Here is a 20,089-nt window from a genome sequence, read left to right as displayed (position 1 = left end):
CTAATTTATAAAATTATAGCGCTGATTTACAATAAAGTAAGAATGTATTTACCCTTTTTTTCTACGGTCTACCAACAACACAGGTTTTCGGCTCATTTTTGGAAATTGTAGTTTTTCCATCTGGTCCTGGGTGGTAAACGCTACGTTGGGGCGTACCCGTAGTTTTGCCCTGAAGTGGTCCTTTAAGCTGTCCTTAAAGGCTTCAGAGATGTCTTCGGAAACAACCTTCAGTAAGATTTCATCGGTGCCAATCTCGTTTTGGGAAATCTCGATGATAAAGGAACGTACCTCATCGAAATCCTGCAACACATTGTACATCGCTGGAGGGTATAGGGTGGTTCCCTTGTACTTTATCATTTGTTGTTTTCTACCTACCACGGGACCCAAGCGCATTGTTGTTCTTCCGCAGGAGCAATCGCCAGTATGGTGTTGGAGCATATCTCCCGTCTTGAACCGCAACAATGGTAATCCTTCGATACCTAAGGTGGTAATTACGAGTTCTCCAACTTCCCCTGTGGCTACAGGGGTATTGTTTTTGTCTAAAATTTCAGCAATAATGAGATCGGGGTGCAGGTGCCCGCCCTGTTGTGCCTCGCACTCGTTAAAGGCTGTCTGCATTTCGGTGGAAGCGTAGGTTGAAAACAACTGGATATCCCAAACCTTTTTAATTTTCCTCCCCAGTGCATTCAGTTTGAAATTTCCGTCGCGAATGGGTTCGCCAATACAAACGGCGGCCTTTACCGAAGATTCTGAAATAGCAATGTTGTGTTCCTTGGCAAAGGCGCTCAACTTCAGTAAAAAGGAGGGGACACAAATTAAATACGTAGGTTTGAATTTGAGGATACTATCCCACTGTAGCTCGGTAACGCCAGAGCCTACACGTATTACAGATGCACCCAACTTTCGCAAGCCTGTAAAATACGCCATCCCAGCCATGAACCTGCGGTCTATCGTGGTCATTAGCTGCACAGTATCATTACCGGTAATGCCCGAACATGCTAGCGAAACAGCCTCGTTATAGGCCAAACGGTCCAAATCGGCATTGGTCAATCCAATGGTTACCGGGTCGCCCAAAGTACCCGAAGTGGTTACATAATCTATGATACTGGTTTTTGGAACACAGAAAAAATCATCGTTGTGACGCTGCAAGTCGTCTTTTGTAGTAAAAGGGAGTTTTTGCAAATCTGAAACAGATTGTACAGTAGATACATCCACCCCTTTCTTTCGGAACAAACGTTGGTAATACGGGGAGTTTTCTGAAACATACTGAAGCATTTCTTTCAATTTCTCAGACTGGAAGTTTTCAATTTCCTGTTGGGATTTGGTTTCTATGCTAGGTATTTCCATTTTAATTTCTGTTTTAGACCTACAAGGAGTCCATTCTTGCTAGTAACATATTGACTGTCAAAAAAATATCAATCCAACTTGCGTAAGGATTTTTTTAGATATTTCTCGACCATTTCAGTTTCAGCAAGCGAAGGTATCTCTTTTTTGGAAGCTATCCTTAAATACCTAACAGCTTCTCTATAGTTTTCAGCCTCATAATAATACCGTCCAGCAAGATAATAGGCTTTCCAGTACTTAGGATTCAATCGAATGATTTCCTCAGCTTTACCAGCTATATACATGAAATGATTTTTTTCAATCTCGGTTTCAATCTCGGTTTCGATTTCTCTGTAGGCTTCATATTTTTTATAGGCTCCGGACTGTAAAAATGGCGAGGCGGGAAGTGTGTTTTTTTCTTCTGAAATGGAAACCAGCGAAGGGGTACCTTTTCTTTCCATAAAAACCTCATTCAAATCGTAACAAACGAAGGCTCCCAATTGATACGGGTTAGCTGAAACCCACACTTTTAAATCTGACGGTTGGAAAACGATACCATGGTGTGCCAAGAGTTGGTTGAGTGCTTTTTCATTTCCATACCCAATCTCAGTATTATCGAGCCCTTTGGTATTCCGAAGTATCGCAACGGCTTCCTCTACATCTACTTTTTGAGCCTGTTCGAGTAGCTGGTCCATGCGTTCAAAACGATAGGCGGTGTGGCTCTCTTCAATGGTTTTCAGGTTTCTTCGATCCTTTGCATAGGCTTCACTCTGGAAATGGTTGGAACAGATTAATTCTGCAGTGTTTTCAACCTCAAAAATGCCAAGGTCATTGGGGGAAACCTCAATTAAAACTGCTTTTCCATCCTTGGCACTTCCCACCATAATAGACTCAGAAACAAACACTTCTCTTTTTTTGGCAATGGCTATAGCTTCTTCGATATTGGAAGCGTGTTGTAAAATCTCTCGGGTCACGATGGAAATGGGCGTTTTTGCTACCAATGGGATTTTAGATTTCCCAGCGTTGATGGTCACCGTAAGTCCTTGATCGTTCATCCCGGAAACCACGCCTACAAATCCGCCCCAGGTAACACTCATAAACTTATGGCCCTTCTCTGGATTTACAAATGCAATGATTTTTTCTTCAGCAAATTCATCGCCAGCATAAAAATCGAAATTCCTTCCCAAGAGCAAGTTACCGTCCTCGCTCCTTTTGTCCCACACGGCAAAGCTGGTACAGCCCACCAACATTAAATCCTGCAATGCGTGCCCAATATCGTGGGCGCTGTGCAAGTAAAGGGAACGCAAGTAGGGTGGCGCAATATCGTTATAAGTGTTGGCCGAGTATCTTGAAAGCCCGTAAATTTCGGTTTTAAATTCCTCGGGGACGTGCAGGTACATTTTGCGATTGTACCAGCGAAGTATCTTTCGGAGTAGCGACTGTCTAGTTTCTGAAGGCACCAACTCCTTTACTTTCGAAAAGAAAACCCGTTCTTGTTTTTGCAGCAATTCCTGTGTAAGGCTTCCAGTGGCAAGGCCTCGTTCCAAAGGGTCGCCCTCTATGTAAAGTTCCCACAGGCCGTATTTATTTTTATGTAAAAAATTGTTCCCAAGGTGGAATGTGGTATCTGAAATTTGCACCCGTTGGGCAACAGTCCCGTTGTACCCACTTATATCTGGGCGATCCTTTAACGATTTTGCCGTGCCACAGGAAACCAGTAAAAAAAGCAGGGTGTTATAGAACAGAATTTTTTTCATGCTATCCAAATCATCTAGCCGTGTTTTTGGTTTGTTTTTTTCAAGATTTTGGTTTCTTTATAATCTACCCACTTTTGCCCCCATATTTTCCGCATTCCGTTTTCGAAAGGGCGCATAAAGAATACATTGCTGAACATTTTTGCCAATCTTGCGGGATGCCTTGGCAACGCCCTGAGCGTGATGGAAAATCCGCCATCCAGATATTTTATATAGTGCCAATAACCGCTGGGCATGTAAAGCGCATCACCATGTTTCATCTCTACCTGGATACCTTCAACCTTATTGAGCGCTGGGTATTTACCAAAATCTGGATTGTCCATATCTATAGATTCAAGATTATGAACAGCAAAGGGCACCTTGTACAAATATTTTGTTTGCTCTGGTGAGAATAACGTCACACTTTTATGGCCATGAAAGTGAAAATGCACCAGGTCTGAGAGGTCCATGTCGAAATGTGGCAATACCCTTGAGCCACCGCCTCCAAAGAACATCACGGGCAATCTCTTAAAAAATTTGAGCCCAATATCTGGGTACCTAATATCGTCCAGCAATTTTGGGACATTGTCCAAGAGGTTAAAGAAGAACACCCGTAAATCTGTAGGTTCGGTTTTCAGGATTTCAAGATAATCCCTTAATTTCATTTCGGTAACGGGGGCTGCGGAATTTTGCTTTCCCTTGGTGGGTTCGCTATTGTACAAGGGCACTAATTGATCTCCAGCTTGGTCTTGAAAATACTCAATGGTCCATTTCTTATATGCTGGCCAGTCTTTTGTTAAGTTTTCGATCAAGACAGGGCGTTGCGGTTTGTAGTAGTTCTCTACAAATTCTTTTTTTGAAATATTCTGTACCCTCTCAATAGGGATGGTTTTAATGTGCCCCATTTCTTTTACCTTTTTACTTCTTCAATGTTATTCGCTCCTTGTATTTTAGAGACTAAATATTCCCTTCCCAATATGGTAGAGCAAGTAACCACCCCACTAATGGTAACGCCCAAAATACCGTGCATATTTAAACTCTGTCCTGTAAAGAACAGGTTTTTAATTTTTGTCCTTGCCGAAACAAAGGATTTTAAAGCATTGCTAGCATCCTTTACATAGCCATACATTGAACCTCTGTTAGAACCAATATAGTCCCTGTAGGACAATGGTGTAGAAGAATACACCGCTTCAATACACTCCCTGATGTTTGGGAACTTTTTCTCGAGCTCTGTGATAAATTTTTCCTCTTTGGCGCGTTTAAACTCTTCGTAGGTTTGCCCTCTCTCGTTCTTATTTGCTGCTGTGTTGAAGGTCCCCTCCCAAGGTTTCATTTCATCAAAGTTCATATAGGTCATCGCGGCTAGGTTGTCGCCATACGCATCGCCGTTCTTTTTTACGCCCATGGAAACCATGTAAGCCTTGGGCCATTCCTCTTGGGTGTATTCAAAAGCGCTCCAAACGTCTTCGGTCGACTTGAAATGATAGTAATTGTGGTTCAAATATTTAAAGGTGCCCGGTTTCAGTACGATATATAGGGAGAAGGCAGCCATGGTACTTTCAATATCCTCAATTCTTGATACGTAACTTTTTCTGAAGTTTTCCTTACCTACCATCTTTAGCGTTACCTTAGGGTCTACATTGGAGATAAAGGTATCTCCCCGGACTACGTTTCCATTGCTGGTGGTAACGGAAGTAACCGTACCGTTTTCAACATTAAAATCAACCACTTCCTGGCGTTTGTAGGCTTCCCCTCCGGCTTCTTTCAGTTTTTTTAATAGTGCCTTGGTGATTTGTGAGCCCCCGTTTACACATCTATAGGAACTTTCAATATAACTGTTTACCGAGAGTGCATGTACATAAAACGGTGTTCGGTCTGCATCTCCAGCGTATAGCAAATTGTTTCCAGCAAGAACGGCCTTCAGCCTTTCATTGTTGGTGAGAGAGTCTATAAATTGTTTTGCAGGAAGTTCAAAAACCGCAGTGTCCTGATAGTAATTTTTACCAACTTTCAAGTTGTAGAGCGGAAATTTATCGCAGGTCTCCTGAACCTTATCGCAATAGGCCCTAATGGCTTTTTCTTCTTCAGGAAATTGTGAAACGAGCTCTTGGATAAAATTTTCATACCCCTGGGCATGTTTGTATTCGGTTGCGTCATCGTCAAAAGTAATGATATCGAAACCGTCCTCGTCCAGCTTTTTCAGCTCAATTTCATCTATGATGTCCAAATACTTAAAATATTGATACAGATTTTGCCCTTCGGATAGCCCGCCGATATAATGTACGCCCGTATCGAAAATAGTTTTGTTTCGGGAAAATGTTTGTAGGTTCCCACCATATTGCTGGTTTTTTTCCAGCACGCACACACTCTTCCCCTCTTTTGCCATGATAATCCCGGAGACTAGGCCGCCTAGGCCACTCCCAATAATTACGACATCGTATTTTTCTTTCAATTTCAACTAATTCGGCTTTTTTTAAAGATACTAAGTTTCTCGTCTCGAAACAGCTTTTGAAAGTTTAAATCTGCATTCCGCTTGTTATTCCACTGCTCAACCCAAGTATCGTTTGTTTCAATTATAATATATTCTGAAGGAATTGCAAGCGCTTTTTCCTTTGAGTTCGCAAAAGTGATTTTGTTATGGTGCGCTGTGATAAAACTGTTCTGTACGATTTCACGCACCGTTGCATCAGGAATGTACGTAGTTATTTTTCGATCTGCGCTATCCATGAGTAACAAAAAATCGAGTTGCCCATTTCCGTTGGAAATGTTTGTAACCGTGCACCGCTTGTCCAATACCTCAAGTATTTCCTTATAGGTAGCCTTATGGCTCTTCAAATCTTTTGAAATCTGCCGGTATAACGCATCACCCTTGTATCTATACTCTAACCTCACAAGGTCGTGAAAATATGTTTTGTCTTCAATTTTTGTTCTCAGGGTGTCAAATTCGGTTTTGAAATAGTTGCTAATTTGCTTGGTGCGTTCCTTGTAAGTGGTTCCAAAGGAAGTGTTGGCTGCAGAGATACGCTCCAAAATTTTTACGGTGATGCTACCATCCCTTATTACAAAACTTCCCTTGGGCAATACTTCAGAATTACCGTGGATAAGCACAGGGATAATATCTAAATCCAATTGTTCTGCCAAGAAAAATGCCCCTTTGTGAAACCTGCGTATTTTGTTGGTGCTAGACCGTGTCCCCTCTGGGAAAGCCATTAAAGTATAGCCTTGTGCAACTTTTATCTTTAAATGATCCACTCCTTTGTCAATCCCACCAGACACGGGGTAAAAACCTGCCAATTGTACCGCTTTCCCAAAAATTGGGGAGTTGTACACCCAATCGTTCACTAAAAAAATAATTTTGGGATGCAACATACCCACCGCCAAAATGTCTAGGAACGAAGTATGGTTGGCAATGATGATTCCCGGTTTTTCAAAGGTTTCATTGCTTTGGTTTACGATCTCTTTCCTCACAAAAGGGTTGGTGTACAAAACCGATTTCATAAATTTTGAGATCACCCAATGAAATCCTTTCATTTTTCTTTTTTTGCTCCATGGGATAAGTGGCATTATAACCACGCTGAAACTAGAAAGGACCAACCCTCCTAGCCCATAATACGTGAATGAAAGTGCCGAATGCAACAACAACCGAAAGGTAATGGGCCTCTTGGTCCGGCTACCAATAAACAACCTAAAAAGCAAGGGCTGTATGCTGAAGGAAACCAACATTGCTGAAAAGATTCCAATAATGGAAACCACCGAAATAGAATACAGCGCAGGATGTTTGGCAAATATGAGCACCCCAACACCCAAAATAGTAGTAATTACCGAAAGTACGATAGAGGTTTTATGGAGACTGAGCGCCTTGTTTCCCGTGCGATATTCGGTGAGCATCCCGTTGGTGATGAAGATGCAATAATCTACCCCCAGCCCAAAGATGAACGTGGAGATAATAATATTGAAAATATTGAACTCAATGCCCAGCAAGCCCATAACCCCAATGGTAATAAACCACGTAAGGAATATGGGAACAGCCGTGACCAACGTCAATGAGAAACTCCTGAAAAACAACAACAGTAACGCCAGTACCACCAACATGGAGTAGCCAATCAAGCTATTGAAATCGTCCTTAAGCGTCCCTAACAGCGTTTCATTCATTTCCTGCCGGTCTATGGCCAGCACGTTGGGTTCATCTTTAAAGGCGTTGTGGACCTTTTCAATATGGGGCTCGTCCACTTTTACCAAACTGGTTACGGTGGTGATTCCTTCTTTTTCTGAAATAAAATCTGCTACCGAAAAGGATGTGATCGCACTGTAATCGCTAACCGAAACCGATGTAAAATCTGACTCCAAAAAACTATAGAATTGCTGAAATGTGGTAGGTTTAAGCCCGAAGTCTGCACCACTTTCAATCAAGCTCTGTTTGGTTTGGGATACTGTTGCTTCATCCCAAAAAGATTGCCACCGCGCTATTTTTTGCTGCTGTACTGCTTCAGAAAAAACCAACGCACCTACCGAATTATAACTTAAGATTTCATCTTTCTCGTCCAATTCCTTCAAAATTGAATGCACGGTATCATTCACCTCCAGTGCTTTTTGGGTGTCATCCCCAAAGGCAGCAATATAAATGGATTTTGAGGCCAAATTGGTGAGTGCATCCAAATGCTGTTTTGCAAGGGTGGCCGCTTCGGGTTCGTAATTCAGTTTTGAAATATCCTTGTTAAAAACCACCTTGTTGTAGGTAAACAGGCTAACAATACTGAAAATCGCAATGATCCCAAGGAGCCATTTACTTTTATGAAAATGAAACGCGGCAAGCCTATCCAGCAGACCAGGTTTCCTTATTTGCACATTTTTGCCCTTATACACCTGCGGAATAAAGAGCAAAGCAAAAACCGAAGCCCCCAAAACGCTCACTGCAGCAAAAATTCCCAAATCCTGAAGTGCCTGTGAGTCTAAAAATAGCAAGCACAAAAATGCCATGGCAGTGGTGAGACTGCTCATTAGGATAGGCTTTGTAATATCCCGATACAGTTTTTCTATAGGTTCTCTGTTCCGAAGATGCGTTAATATGTGCAGCGAATAATCTAGCGTAACCCCCAAAAGCACCGAGCCGATCCCCAAAGAAATCGCAGAAATTTCGGAACGGATAAGATACAGCAGTGCTACCGATAAAAGTCCGCCGAATACCGTAGGGGTAAAAAGGATGAGGGGAATAGTGATCTTTCGATAAAAAACAATGAAAATAACGATGAGAACCGTCATAGCGATACCCACCGTAAACTGTATGTCTTTTTTAATTTGTTGCGCATTGGCCACGGCAATCAGGACCGCTCCAAAATATTCGCCCTCTACCGTGTTCTCAAAAGTTGTGTTCAATTGGTGCTGTAGCTTGTAGAGCTCTTCGGCAAACGCTTCGTTTTTATCGGTTTCGCTGGAAGGATATTTTGGTGTGATAAACAGCAAGAGATTTTGTTCATCCCTGCTCACTAAAAAACCATTTCTTACGGTAAGCTGGTCACTCATCCCCAGGCCATTCAACTTTTCCAACGCCAAAAACGAAATACCCAAGGGGTCCCTTCGTATCTGCTTCTTGGCTACTATTCCGGTGGGCGACACCATCGTACGGAAATTCGCTTGGGTTATGGCGGCGATGCTATCTTTTTTGAGTTTTGCAGCGATCGCTTTGTAATCGGTTTCATTTAAGAACAGCGGGGCGTTTTTATACAAAAAATCCAAGGTTCCCGCAATAACGTCATCCTCTACCTTGCCCTGGATATTCTGTATGTATCCTGTATTATTTTTTTCTAAACTGTCTACAAACCGGGAAGCGTATTGGGTGAGATCCCTGGTGGAAGCATTCGGTTTTTTCCGGATGTTCACGATGATCTTGTCGGTAAAGTTTACCGATTTCAATACTTGTTGAACCTCTTCAGATTTTTCATTGGCAGGAATAAGTTTTGAGATATCCTCTTCAAACTGAAGCCTTGTGGCCAAGAAAACCAGCCCAGCAACCATTATAACGAAGACGAAGAGGCCTAACAGCCTATTTTTAGCAATTGCTTGATATGCACTATAAAACAGCCTAGTCATGTTGCACCGCTATTTGTTTTCTGTTCAATACTGAAAAGACCAAATACCCCAAGGTTCCCAGCACGATCGCTGAAACTGTAGCTAATGTAAAACTACCCACAATATAGGTTTGAAGATGTTTCAACACTTCAAAATTGGTGGTTATCTCTTCCATGGAATATTCATATTCCACACCCAGCACAAATTGCCCCATCTCGCTACTCGCATATAGCACAAAAGGGATAAATGGTGGCAAACTCACGTTCGAAAAAACAAACGAAATAGTTTTGTTAAGGTTGAACAAAATAGCAAGGAACAGTACGATAAGCGTGTGAAAACCCCAAAAGGGTGAGAGACCAATAAAAACTCCCAGTGCAATGGAGAGTGCCTTTTTCTTGGGAGAATCCAAGCTTCCCAGCAAATCTTCCAGTACAAATCTCCTAATTCCCTTTTTGCGATATTTTCGATACAGGTCTCTAGGTTTTATATACAGAAAAGCTATGGTGACCAATACGGTATTGAGCACACTAATCCTAGAAAAATCCTTAAACGGCCTAAAGTGCGATACACGCTCGGTTTCGTCATAGAGAACACGAACGGGCACATTTTTCACTTCGGTGCCTTTCCAGGCCGCCCTTACGATCACTTCAATTTCAAATTCAAATTTTTTGGTCTTGAAGTTCATGTTTTCAAGATATTTCAGTGGGTATAACCTGTAGCCAGATTGGGTGTCCTGTAGCCAAGTCCCTGTCTCTACCCAAAACCAAAAATTGGAGAATTTGTTCCCAAAACTGCTTTTCCTGGGCACGTCTTCCTGCTCCATATTCCTTGCCCCAATGAGCAACAGGTTTTTATTTTCTGAAGTTGTTAGCGTTTCAATAAAAACTTCCATATCCTCTGGAAAATGCTGCCCGTCACTATCTATGGTGATCGCATAATCGAAGCCCAGTTCCAAGGCCTTGGCAAAGCCAACCCGAAGCGCATTTCCTTTCCCTTGGTTTTTGGGAAGATGAATCGTTTTAATTTGGGAATAGCCTTCTAAAATGTGCGGCGTAGTATCTGTTGAACCATCGTTTATTACAATAACGTTAGTAGTATATTCCAGTACGCCATCCATGACCCGTTGCAATGTTTTGTGGTTGTTATACGTAGGTATAATCACACAACATTGTAGGTCTTTTATTTTAGTTTTGAGTGCCGATAGGTTCATTTAGGTAATCTATACAGCTGTGCAACACCAAGGGGTACTATTTCGTGATGCAACAGCCCGCAAAAATATATATTTGGCAACGAAGTATCAAAAATTTGATACGTTTGAAGATACTAAAAAAATATCGGGATTTGGGATTACCGTAGGCTGTCTTTTTCAGCAGCAGTGAAGCCATCAGATTGCAACACATATCCCTTTACAAAAGCGCTAACGCCAGCAGAAGCAATGTCCTTGAAGTTTTGAAGGATAAACGTCCTATCCTCTTCCATGTGTTTGTTATATTTTAAAAACCTTGGGGTATTTTCTTGCACGCTCAAACGTATGGTGCGTATCTCAATGTTGTTGGGGGCTTTGGCAACGGCGTACTCCAGCAGACCAGCTCCTTCCTTGAAAAATTCCTTCTTTTCTTTTTTAACCCGGGAATGTTCTGCCATTGCGGTAAGTACGGCGCCTTTGTAAGCAACCAGCACTAGGTTGTCGTCCTTGGTAACAGAGGATAGCTCTTTGAAAAGTTTTTGAACCAGTTGTTCGTTGCCGTGGGACACACTATAGTCTGCCCTAACCTGTGAGAGCTTGGGAGGTGCGATGGAAAACAGCACAAAACATAATGCAACGAATAACGATTTCATCTACCCCATAATTTTAAAAGTTGCGCTCAGTTTTAATGCCACGGTCTCGCCAATGGAGGAAGTGTTTTTTATCTTCACTTGGTCTCCTTCTTCGGTATATGAAATGGCAAGTGTCACCTCTGGGTTTATTTCGGGGTTGATGATGGCCATGAACTTAATGTTTGAAGATACCGAAAGAAACAGTTGCTTCCCCGTGGCCTCCTCTGTAAATTCCTTGATGATCTGCAACATACAAACACCGGGCATTACAGGGTTCCCAGGGAAGTGGCCCTTAAAGATATCATGATCCTTATGGAGCATGATGGTAGCCAAAATGTTTTGGTCCTCCTGGTTACATTCCTTTACTGTGTATAGTCCTTCTATTAACATTCAATCTTTTATTAAATATGCTAGATCTATCTGCAACTTGATGTTGTTGTGTGCTATTGAAATTTTTTCGGCGATACTATTTTCTTCTGAAGTTTTGGCTGCTGCTTGCAACGATTCAAATTTAATAGTGACCTTTTCTTTATGTTTTGAGGTATGCACCAACTTTTCAAGGGTTTCCTCACCTTTTCTGAAAAAATAAAAATTGTACCGGCCTTCCGCTTCAGTTCTATAAACATTGTGTTTTTCCGAAGCATATTGCTCCACTACGGGTACCTTTTCAGTAATCAACAACCTAAAATCTTTATTAAGGGTGTTCACTACTATTTTTTTGTCCAGATCCTCCAGTATAAAGTTCTTGGTAAAGGTATCACCTTCGTACAGAAAATCAAATATTTTACTACCAAACTCCGTGGTAAAAACCACCCTGTGTGATGTGCCCGATAATTTTTTGACAATTAAAATCCCCCCAAAATACCTTCCGTAGACATCGATTTTGGCCTTATACACATAATCTATACTTGTTTCCGAAAAATACGGGTTTACAACCTCAGCTTGTTTTACGGGTGCTTGCCTGAGCCCTTTTGTAGTTTGTAGGGCACAAGAGGTACAAACCATCCACAGTACACTAATTAGTAAATACCGCATCGCTCACTGGGCCGTTTAGTACTCTGTTGGAAAATACGATTCGGGTAAAATCTGCCGAGGGTTCTATCATTTTAACTTCTTTGACAGTACCATCCTTTGTATTGAAAAGCAACTCGAAAGAGGCAATATACTGGGCCATCTTTTTGTCCTTTGGAACAAAGGTAGCCTTGTTGAAATCTTTAGTCTTGGTATAGGTAATTAAAAAATCGTCACCGTTAAAGAGCGTTCCCTTTACACTGTTCACGATGAGGTTGTTCAGTTTTTTGAACATTTCACTATTGCCAATATCCACATTGCTTTTGGTACCTCCATCGTTTATCAACAATTTATCTTCCTTAAAAACAACGCTATATTCATACGGGTCGGTATATTCCCAACGCACGAGACCGGGGGTTTTAAATGCCAGCTTTCCTTTGGTCTCTATATCGTTCTCTAAAAAATCTAGATGCTTGTACTGTACAAAATCGCTTGTAATGGTATTGGTGTTTTTCGATAGCATATTCACCTGTTGCTTAAAAGCCTCAATTTCTGAAGCGTTCATAGCCACTTCCTGTGCCAACACAACGTTGGAGGTAACTAGTAAAAGAATGAAAGCTAAAAGTCTATTCATAGGGCTGTATTGAAAGCAACTGGTTCACCGTAACTGCCTGCATGTTTTTCGATTTCAAAAATAGCAATAAGCGTTCCAAAACGGCAATGGTTTTATCGCTAGTATCGTGCAATAGGATAATATCTCCTTTTTTTAGGTTATGCGTTACACGTGCTACTAGTTTTTTTTCTGAGAGCTGGGTAGTATCGAATGAGCGTTTACTCCAGCCTATGGGCGTTAACCTTAGGACCTGCAACGCTTTTTTTATATTGGGATTGGTCACCCCAAAAGCGGGACGGTACATTTTCAGGCGCTTTCCTGAAACCTTTTCGGCAATGGCATTGGTACGCCTGAGTTCTTCCTCAACTTTTTTTGTTGAAAAGAACCCAAATCCATTACTGTGGGAATAGGTATGGTTGCCCACGGTGTGGCCATGATTAATGATTTGGTTGAACAACACTGGGTATGCTTCTATATTTTTCCCAATACAGAAAAATGTGGCCTTGGCATTATATTCCGTTAAAAGCCGAAGCACTTTTGGAGTGTACACAGGGTGTGGACCATCATCGAACGTAATGGCAATGTGGTTTTCTTCGGTCGCTTTGCTGTGGTGCAAGGAGTTGAAATGGTAATTCCACCTAATAAAAGCAGAACCCATAACCGTAATGAGCAACCAACCTAAGACTAACACAAAAACAAACCCTACCGGAAGCACATAAAAATAATGGAGCACAAGCAACACTACCAAAAGCACTGCAAAGAGTGTGTTTATGGTCTTAAATCTCAACATTTTTTGAGTAAGCTAAGGCTATGGTTCTCGCCTCTATACTGGTTGTATAGTAGAATATGCTTTATTGCAGAAGCTTTTGTTTCATTTAGCTTTACTATTTCAGGTATTTGCTGGGTTTTTAGGATTTTGGCGCCCAACCACATCCCGAAGGATGAAGCGGTGTTAAACTCCCCACACAAATGTTTGTAATATACGTGTTGTGTTTCAGAAAAAAGAGCACTGCTTATATGATTGTAATAATTATCGTACGCTACATCACCATTGTTCCCCATAACAACAACATCTATTTCTTCGGTTGAGAGGTTGTTGTCTTTCAGAAATGCCTCCACCGTTTCCTCTAGATTCTCCAACGGGAGGGTATTGTACATTTCTACTGAAACCACTTCGGCATAACAACGTTCAGATAATGCGTTCCCCAAAACGAAAAAGTTGGCACCCTCACTAAAAACGGAACCACTGCTTTTTGAATCCAGTAGCGTTGCGGGGGTTACAGCGTTTTCCTTTATGTGATCTATAAGCCTATGGATTTTAATGGTATGCGCTCCCAGTTCGTCTACGCCCCCCACTAAGATTGAGGAAGCTTCACCCAGTTCCAACTGCATCTTGGCATCGAGCAATGCAGACTCGAAAGAATTACTGGCGTGGACGTAGGTAAAGTTGTACCCTTTACAGCCCATCCCGAGGGCAATCTGGCCTCCTACGGTGTTGTGCGTAGACTGGATAAAGGAGGTTGGGGTTAAAAATTCTTCGTTATTGTCTATGATCGCACTCACAAATTTTTCTGAATCTACCACACAGCCCATCCCAGTTCCCGTGATGATGGCATCAACCTGTTCAACGTTTGCTTCTTGCATAGCAATCCTTGAAGCTACCACGCCCATTTTTATACCCTTTGCCATTCTTCGAGCTGCTGCGGGAGGGATATATTCTTTGTAATTTGGGTTTACGACCGAAATCACCGTATCATTATAAACTGAAATTTCATCTAAAAACTCACTATTGTCAAACGTTTTTTGAGACGAAATGGAGCCAGCCCCTTGTATATATACCTTTTTCATCACGCCTCTTTTGAAAAGATTAAAGTGGAGCAATTACCACCAAACCCCAATGAATTGGAAAGCACCGTATGCAACTCTTTCTGCTTGAGTTGGGTTTGGGGAGTGATGTGAAATTCCTTCATTTGGGAATTAAAGTTAAGGTTCGGGAAAATTATATTGTGCTGTAATGCCAATACCGAATATACCGCTTCAATAGCACCCGCAGCCGCAAGGGTGTGTCCCGTATAGGCCTTGGTAGAGCTAAATTCTGGCAAATCTTCCCCAAAAACACGTATAAGCGCACGCCCCTCGGAAAGATCGTTATTGCCTGTGGCTGTCCCGTGGGCATTTACATAATCTATATCCCTTGGTTCCATTCCTGCTACTTTTAGGGCTTTTTCCATCGCCAGGGTGGCACCGTCCCCATTTTCAGATGAAGCTGTTTGGTGAAAGGCATCGTTGGCATTTCCGTAGCCCTTTACGTAGGCCAAGACTTTTTTATTTTCGGCTTTTACAACAGCATCGCTTTCCAGAACCAGGTACGCCGCAGCCTCTCCAAGGTTAAGCCCTTTTCGGTTTTCATCGAAAGGGGTGTTATAGGTGTCGGAAAGAATCATCAAGGTTTTGAACCCATTGATGGTAAATTTTGAAAGACAATCTGTCCCGCCAACCACAACTCTATCCAACTTTCCAGATTTTATGAGCCGTGCCCCCATTAAAATAGCATTTGCCGCCGAAGAGCATGCAGTGCTAATGGTAGTGACCAAGCTCTTCTCAATACCCAGTTCTTGTGCAATTTTTTGGGTAGAATCGCCTGCGTGATGACCTTCGATATATTTTTGAAGGCTTTCGTCTTCAAGGTATTTGTAGTAATACTGCTCGGTCATATCCATCCCACCCACACTGGTAGCAGAGATCAAGCCTGTACTATATTTTACAATATCTTTTATATTGGCGTGTGCCACGGCTTCTTTTGCAGCAGCAACCCCTAGCAGGGCAGATCTCCCGTAATTATTGTCTTCAGGAAGATTCAGTTGCTTAAAGAACTGTTCGTTGGTAGTATCAATTTCGCCTACCATGATAGCGTCCTTATGGATGGTATCAATCTTGGAGATTCGTGAAATGCCCTTCTTTTCCTGGATGAGTGCATCGTAGTTTTCTGCCACGTTGTTACCAATGGCAGAAATGATTCCCATCCCAGTAATTGCTACGCCCTTGCTCAAAAACTTGTTTTATTTGGTTCTATGTTCGGAGATATAGTTTGCCATGACCTCAACCGATTCGAAAATCTTTCGACCTTCCTTAGGATCGGACAACTTTATTCCGTAGTCTTTATCTAGCATCACGATGAGCTCCAGGGCGTCAATCGAGTCCAGCCCCAGGCCGTCACCAAACAAAGCATCGTTATCTCCAATTTCTTCTACAGCAACATCTTCGAGGTTTAGTTGCTCAATGATTTTTTCTTTCAATTCTTGCTTTAGATCGCTCATAGTTTGTATAATCTTGTTATCTCTTTAATGGTGTGCTTTATTGCTCCCGTATCGCTAACCAAATACAGGAACGCTTCATAATTACCTGCGTCAACTTCTACCCAGCCGCAAAGCACTTTTGAAGCCTTTTTAGTTTTTAATAAACTTTCGGCATAGTCGAATAAATAGTTGGCGTTGAAGCGGTCAAAGATAAAAAAACTATTCTCAGAAAACAGTTTATGCTTTATACTTATCTCGCCTATACAAATATTAGGCAAAGTGTACACAAATACAGCAGGACTGGGATAGTAATTTGCAGCGTCTGCAATGGTGTTTTGGTGTTTCATATCGGTGTCAAGACTAGATGCCCGGTTGGAAAGTACAATGGCAGTATTTTCTTGAGGGTCCTTATCATTTTTCAGCAGTACATCGGCCGCCAAAAAGGCCAACTTGCTAAGGCGGTCCATTTTAAAGAATTTAGGATATTTAGTTCCCAATTCTTTATAGGCTGTTTTACTGAATGTAGAAAAATCTGTTTTTGGTGCAGCAAGCAAGGTATTTCCATGTAAAGAAACGGTTTCGTTTTTAATGTGTACAAACGCCTGTATGTAGTGGTTACTGCTCAAATTTTAAGTTTAATCCTATTTATGGTTTTTATTCGCTTTTTTGAATATCACCGCTGTATTACACCCCCCAAATCCTGATGCCGTTTTTAGAAAAGTGCTGAGCTGCTTTGGGGTGGTTTTCTCAATGATGTTAAGGGGTTTTGAAACACCTCTTTCGGTATATCCAAGCGAGGCAAACAATGTATTTTGATGCAGCGAATGCATTCCTACAATGGTTTCCAACAATCCTGATGCCCCCAAGGTATGCCCAAAATAACCCTTTAAACTATGCAAAGGGGTATGCAGCATTCGTAGCCTGTTAAAGGCAATGGCCTCCATCTCATCGTTATAGAGAGTAGCTGTGCCGTGAGCCGAAATAAAATCGATATCTTCGGTTTCGATAGTTGCTTCCTGAATAGCATTTTCTACTGCACGCACCAGCCCTTCGCCTGTCCTCGAGGGACCCGAAATATGGTTGGCATCGTTACAGGACGCATCTCCTATAATTTCAACAGCTTCGGGAGTTAAGCCTGTTTTTTTTGAAGTGACCAAAACACTGGCGGCAACTTCCCCTATGTTTATGCCCGTTCTATATTTGCAGTACGGTTTACAGGGTAGGTCGCTCAATGCCTGGAACGAGTTGAAACCCGAAACTATAAACTGTGTTACCAAATCGCCACTGGTAATAAATACATGGTCAAACCTTCCTTGTGCTATAAATCGTTTTGCAGTGGCCACCGCCAGCACGCCTGACACACAGGCATTGGACAGCACGATAGGTTCAGTACTGAGTCCAAAAAAGTTTTTAACGGCATCCCCCAAGCTGGATAGGTAAGCGCGCTCTTTGGGAAACGGGCTGTTCTTTTCCAACACATCAATATTTCCCTTGGTGGTTGAAACTATAATCCCTACCCTATCGTCCAATTCAATTGCTGAAGCATCTATCACGTCCTTGAGGGAGAGGATGAGCATTTGTTCCAATTTAGTGTATTGGTCAATTACGCCTATTTCTTTAAAAGATTCTGTGAGTTTTTCAGAAGGGATTATTGAGGTGTAAAAAGGCTTTGGGTGAATCCTTTCATCTGTGACCAAAGACAGGCCCGTGGTTTCCTTCTTTACCTGGCGCACAACACTTTGGCTGTTACATCCCAAAGACGAGATAATGTTATTATGTGAAACAAAGGTGCTACTCATCCAACAGTCCTTCTTTTTTTTTCCAATCTATAAAAAATTCTGGAAGGGTTAGTGACAACTCCCCACTATCCAGTGCCACAAAAACCTGAATGGTCTCCCCTGTGCAAACCAATTGGTTTTCTGGATTGTAAATTTCGTACCTAAAAATCATTTTTGCGGCTGGCGAGTCTACGTAAATTGTCTTTATTGTAGCAACGTCTCCGTAGCGCAGAGGCAGCTTGTGCTCGCTGGTAGATTTTACAATGGGTGTTGCAAAACCTTGATCTTTCTGGTCCAGATATGAAATGCCGTGGTGGCGGCCAAAGGCTTCTCTCCCATCTTCAAAGTATTGGATATAGTTGCCGTGCCAAACGATGCCCAAGGGATCTGTTTCCACGAACCTAACCCGAATCTGATTGGTATAGCTAATTTCTTTTTTAGGATTAAACGGCATTTTTTCTTTCATTATAGACAATTGAAATACTAATGGTTACGATAAAAAATAAGAGCAACAAGCTTATTTCGGGTAAGATTTCAGTAAAAGTTGCATTCCTTAAAAATACATCATAGAAACCATTTAACCCCCAATTCATGGGAGATATATTGGAAAGCAGCTGCATAAACCGAGGCATTACAAACACAGGCACCCAAACCCCACCCAATGCAGCAAGTATTACCACAAGTGTCGCTCCAAAAGGAGCCGATTGTTCTTGGGTCCTTGCAACGGTACCCAACAATAGACCAAGTCCAACAGCAGCAAGTCCCGAAAAAATTGCCACCGTGTACAACAATGGTAACCGGCCACCAACCTCTAGCTGTGGCAAGCCAATACTAGGGAATACAAATACCCCCACCAACAACAGCAACGTAAATTGAATGGCGCACACGCCAACATACACCAAGGTTTTACCTCCCAAAACGGTGGCATAGTTCACGGGCTGGGTGCGGAGACGTACAAAGGTACCTTGCGATTTTTCTTTAACGATGTTAATGGACAACGGAACAATTATAAAAAATATAGCGAAAAGGGCCCAGGCAGGCACATTGTGCTGTGCAGAGTTGGGTACTTTTCCCTCGTCGCCCCCTGTAGGAACAATCTCTTTATAGCTAATGAAGCTCTCGGTTTCGAAAATAGCTGTGTCCTCTTCTTCCATTTGCTCTTGAAACGCCTGGTAAATGGTTTGGATCTCTATGTGCGAAATTAATTTATCGATACCATTCTTCACGGCATTTTTAAACGCTATCTGTGTTGCGGGATCGAAATATAGTTTAATTTCCTTTTTTTCTATTTTCTCTTCAGAAATTGGGATAGGTTCCTCCTCCACACTAAATTGGGCCAAGACACTTTCTACATTATTAGCAACCTTTTGCTGAAGTTTTTCTGAAAGTTTCTCAGGGATCACAATTGCCAATTGATACTTTCCTTGTCGCACGGCCTCCTTTGCTTCGGTTTCTGAAGGGATGCTAATGATTTCAAAGGAATTGGAGGCTGTTAACCCTTCTGAAATATGTTTTGCCACAATTCCTTTATCAAAATCTACCAACAGGATTTCAATCTTATTGTCCTGAATGGTCCTAAAGCTACTGTCCTGTATAAGCGTAATGGTAACCACCAATACCAACGGCATAATGAAGAGTATGGCAATTCCTCCCAGATCCCTGGACAGCAACACTATTTCCTTATATGCAGAGGCCAAGAGTTTACGCATGGTCTCGCAGGGCTTTTCCGGTTAATTGCAAAAACACATCTTCAAGATTGTGTGCACCCTCCTGTGAGGCTATTAGTGCTTTGGGCTCTCCTTTAACAATAATGTTGCCATGGTCTATAATAGCGACCCTGTGGCAGAACGCTTCGGCTTCGTTCAAGTGGTGCGAAGTGTAAATTATGGTGGTTCCGTCATTGTTCAGCTCTTTTAAATGTTCTATGATAACATTTTTGGATTGTACATCTACTCCAACAGTGGGCTCATCGAGAAAGAGAACCTTGGGATCGTGGAGGATACTGGCAATTAAGTTTACACGGCGTTTCATCCCCCCAGAGAAGGTATTGATTCGTTTGTTGGCAAATTTTGCCAATCCCAAATGTTCCAGATGGGTGTGTATGAGGCTTTTTAAATGTTCTCCATGAAGTCCGTACATGCTCCCAAAATAATGGAGGTTCTCGTAGGCGGTCAAGGTTGGGTACAGGGCATACTCCTGGGGCACGATCCCTATGGTTTGTTTCAATTTGTTTTTGTGTTGCTGAAATGTAAGTCCATTAATACTAAAAGAGCCCGAAGTAGGCTGTATAAGTGAACTTAGCATTGCAATAAGGGTTGTCTTGCCCGCTCCGTTGGGCCCCAGCAAGCCAAATATTTCTTGATTGTTAACGGTAAGGTTCAGTTCTTTAACCGAAAGATTTTCAGCGCCTTTGTATTTTTTAGAAAGATTACAAATTTCAATCATACTCTT

General features: G+C 42.0%; 19 protein-coding genes. All 19 read right to left on the bottom strand.

Going from position 1 to position 20,089, the window contains the following annotated elements; all coding sequences use genetic code 11:
• Positions 1-48: 48 nt before the first annotated feature.
• Complete coding sequence (locus C8D94_RS03130) at positions 49-1,347, bottom strand: phenylacetate--CoA ligase family protein (RefSeq protein ID WP_115122428.1); 1,299 nt, start codon at positions 1,345-1,347, stop codon at positions 49-51.
• 68 nt (positions 1,348-1,415) lie between these two features.
• On the bottom strand, positions 1,416-3,080 hold the full coding sequence (locus C8D94_RS03125) for a C45 family peptidase (protein WP_115122427.1): 1,665 nt from the start codon (positions 3,078-3,080) through the stop codon (positions 1,416-1,418).
• A gap of 14 nt (positions 3,081-3,094) precedes the next feature.
• Entirely contained in the window at positions 3,095-3,961 is an 867-nt protein-coding gene (locus tag C8D94_RS03120; RefSeq protein ID WP_115122426.1) for a cupin-like domain-containing protein, read from the bottom strand.
• Between the two features lie 5 nt (positions 3,962-3,966).
• Positions 3,967-5,508 carry a phytoene desaturase family protein gene (locus tag C8D94_RS03115; RefSeq protein ID WP_115123014.1) on the bottom strand — a complete coding sequence of 514 codons (1,542 nt, stop codon included), beginning with the start codon at positions 5,506-5,508 and terminating at the stop codon, positions 3,967-3,969.
• A gap of 2 nt (positions 5,509-5,510) precedes the next feature.
• Positions 5,511-9,143, bottom strand: coding sequence for a 1-acyl-sn-glycerol-3-phosphate acyltransferase (locus C8D94_RS03110; protein WP_115122425.1), 3,633 nt, complete (start codon positions 9,141-9,143; stop codon positions 5,511-5,513).
• A complete protein-coding gene (locus tag C8D94_RS03105) occupies positions 9,136-10,332 on the bottom strand; it encodes a DUF2062 domain-containing protein (protein ID WP_115122424.1) in 1,197 nt (398 codons plus the stop codon). The genes C8D94_RS03110 and C8D94_RS03105 overlap by 8 nt, the downstream gene beginning before the upstream one ends.
• A 137-nt stretch (positions 10,333-10,469) precedes the next feature.
• A complete protein-coding gene (locus tag C8D94_RS03100) occupies positions 10,470-10,961 on the bottom strand; it encodes a hypothetical protein (protein WP_115122423.1) in 492 nt (163 codons plus the stop codon).
• Complete coding sequence (locus tag C8D94_RS03095) at positions 10,962-11,330, bottom strand: hotdog family protein (protein WP_115122422.1); 369 nt, start codon at positions 11,328-11,330, stop codon at positions 10,962-10,964. It lies immediately after the preceding gene.
• Positions 11,331-11,975, bottom strand: coding sequence for a hypothetical protein (locus C8D94_RS03090; RefSeq protein ID WP_147278488.1), 645 nt, complete (start codon positions 11,973-11,975; stop codon positions 11,331-11,333). It lies immediately after the preceding gene.
• Entirely contained in the window at positions 11,956-12,585 is a 630-nt protein-coding gene (locus tag C8D94_RS03085) for an outer membrane lipoprotein carrier protein LolA (RefSeq protein WP_115122420.1), read from the bottom strand. The genes C8D94_RS03090 and C8D94_RS03085 overlap by 20 nt, the downstream gene beginning before the upstream one ends.
• Positions 12,578-13,354, bottom strand: coding sequence for a polysaccharide deacetylase family protein (locus C8D94_RS03080; protein ID WP_115122419.1), 777 nt, complete (start codon positions 13,352-13,354; stop codon positions 12,578-12,580). Before C8D94_RS03080 ends, C8D94_RS03085 begins: the two co-directional genes overlap by 8 nt.
• A complete protein-coding gene (locus tag C8D94_RS03075; RefSeq protein ID WP_115122418.1) occupies positions 13,348-14,412 on the bottom strand; it encodes a beta-ketoacyl synthase N-terminal-like domain-containing protein in 1,065 nt (354 codons plus the stop codon). The genes C8D94_RS03080 and C8D94_RS03075 overlap by 7 nt, the downstream gene beginning before the upstream one ends.
• Positions 14,412-15,614 carry a beta-ketoacyl-[acyl-carrier-protein] synthase family protein gene (locus tag C8D94_RS03070; RefSeq protein WP_115122417.1) on the bottom strand — a complete coding sequence of 401 codons (1,203 nt, stop codon included), beginning with the start codon at positions 15,612-15,614 and terminating at the stop codon, positions 14,412-14,414. The genes C8D94_RS03075 and C8D94_RS03070 overlap by 1 nt, the downstream gene beginning before the upstream one ends.
• A gap of 9 nt (positions 15,615-15,623) precedes the next feature.
• A complete protein-coding gene (locus C8D94_RS03065; protein ID WP_115122416.1) occupies positions 15,624-15,881 on the bottom strand; it encodes a phosphopantetheine-binding protein in 258 nt (85 codons plus the stop codon).
• On the bottom strand, positions 15,878-16,486 hold the full coding sequence (locus C8D94_RS03060; protein WP_115122415.1) for a 3-oxoacyl-ACP synthase: 609 nt from the start codon (positions 16,484-16,486) through the stop codon (positions 15,878-15,880). The genes C8D94_RS03065 and C8D94_RS03060 overlap by 4 nt, the downstream gene beginning before the upstream one ends.
• 15 nt (positions 16,487-16,501) lie before the next feature.
• Positions 16,502-17,659: a beta-ketoacyl-[acyl-carrier-protein] synthase family protein gene (locus C8D94_RS03055; RefSeq protein WP_115122414.1), complete on the bottom strand. Its 1,158-nt coding sequence runs from the start codon at positions 17,657-17,659 to the stop codon at positions 16,502-16,504.
• The gene (locus C8D94_RS03050) at positions 17,652-18,104 is read right to left on the bottom strand and encodes an acyl-CoA thioesterase (protein WP_115122413.1); all 453 of its coding nucleotides are present in this window, start codon (positions 18,102-18,104) and stop codon (positions 17,652-17,654) included. The genes C8D94_RS03055 and C8D94_RS03050 overlap by 8 nt, the downstream gene beginning before the upstream one ends.
• Complete coding sequence (locus C8D94_RS03045) at positions 18,082-19,347, bottom strand: ABC transporter permease (protein WP_115122412.1); 1,266 nt, start codon at positions 19,345-19,347, stop codon at positions 18,082-18,084. Before C8D94_RS03045 ends, C8D94_RS03050 begins: the two co-directional genes overlap by 23 nt.
• Entirely contained in the window at positions 19,340-20,083 is a 744-nt protein-coding gene (locus C8D94_RS03040; protein WP_115122411.1) for an ABC transporter ATP-binding protein, read from the bottom strand. The genes C8D94_RS03045 and C8D94_RS03040 overlap by 8 nt, the downstream gene beginning before the upstream one ends.
• Positions 20,084-20,089: the final 6 nt, after the last annotated feature.

This window comes from Marinirhabdus gelatinilytica, assembly GCF_003353425.1.
GTDB lineage: Bacteria > Bacteroidota > Bacteroidia > Flavobacteriales > Flavobacteriaceae > Marinirhabdus > Marinirhabdus gelatinilytica.
The sequence above is the reverse complement of the archived record's forward strand: the minus strand, read 5'-3'. Positions and strand labels throughout refer to the sequence as shown.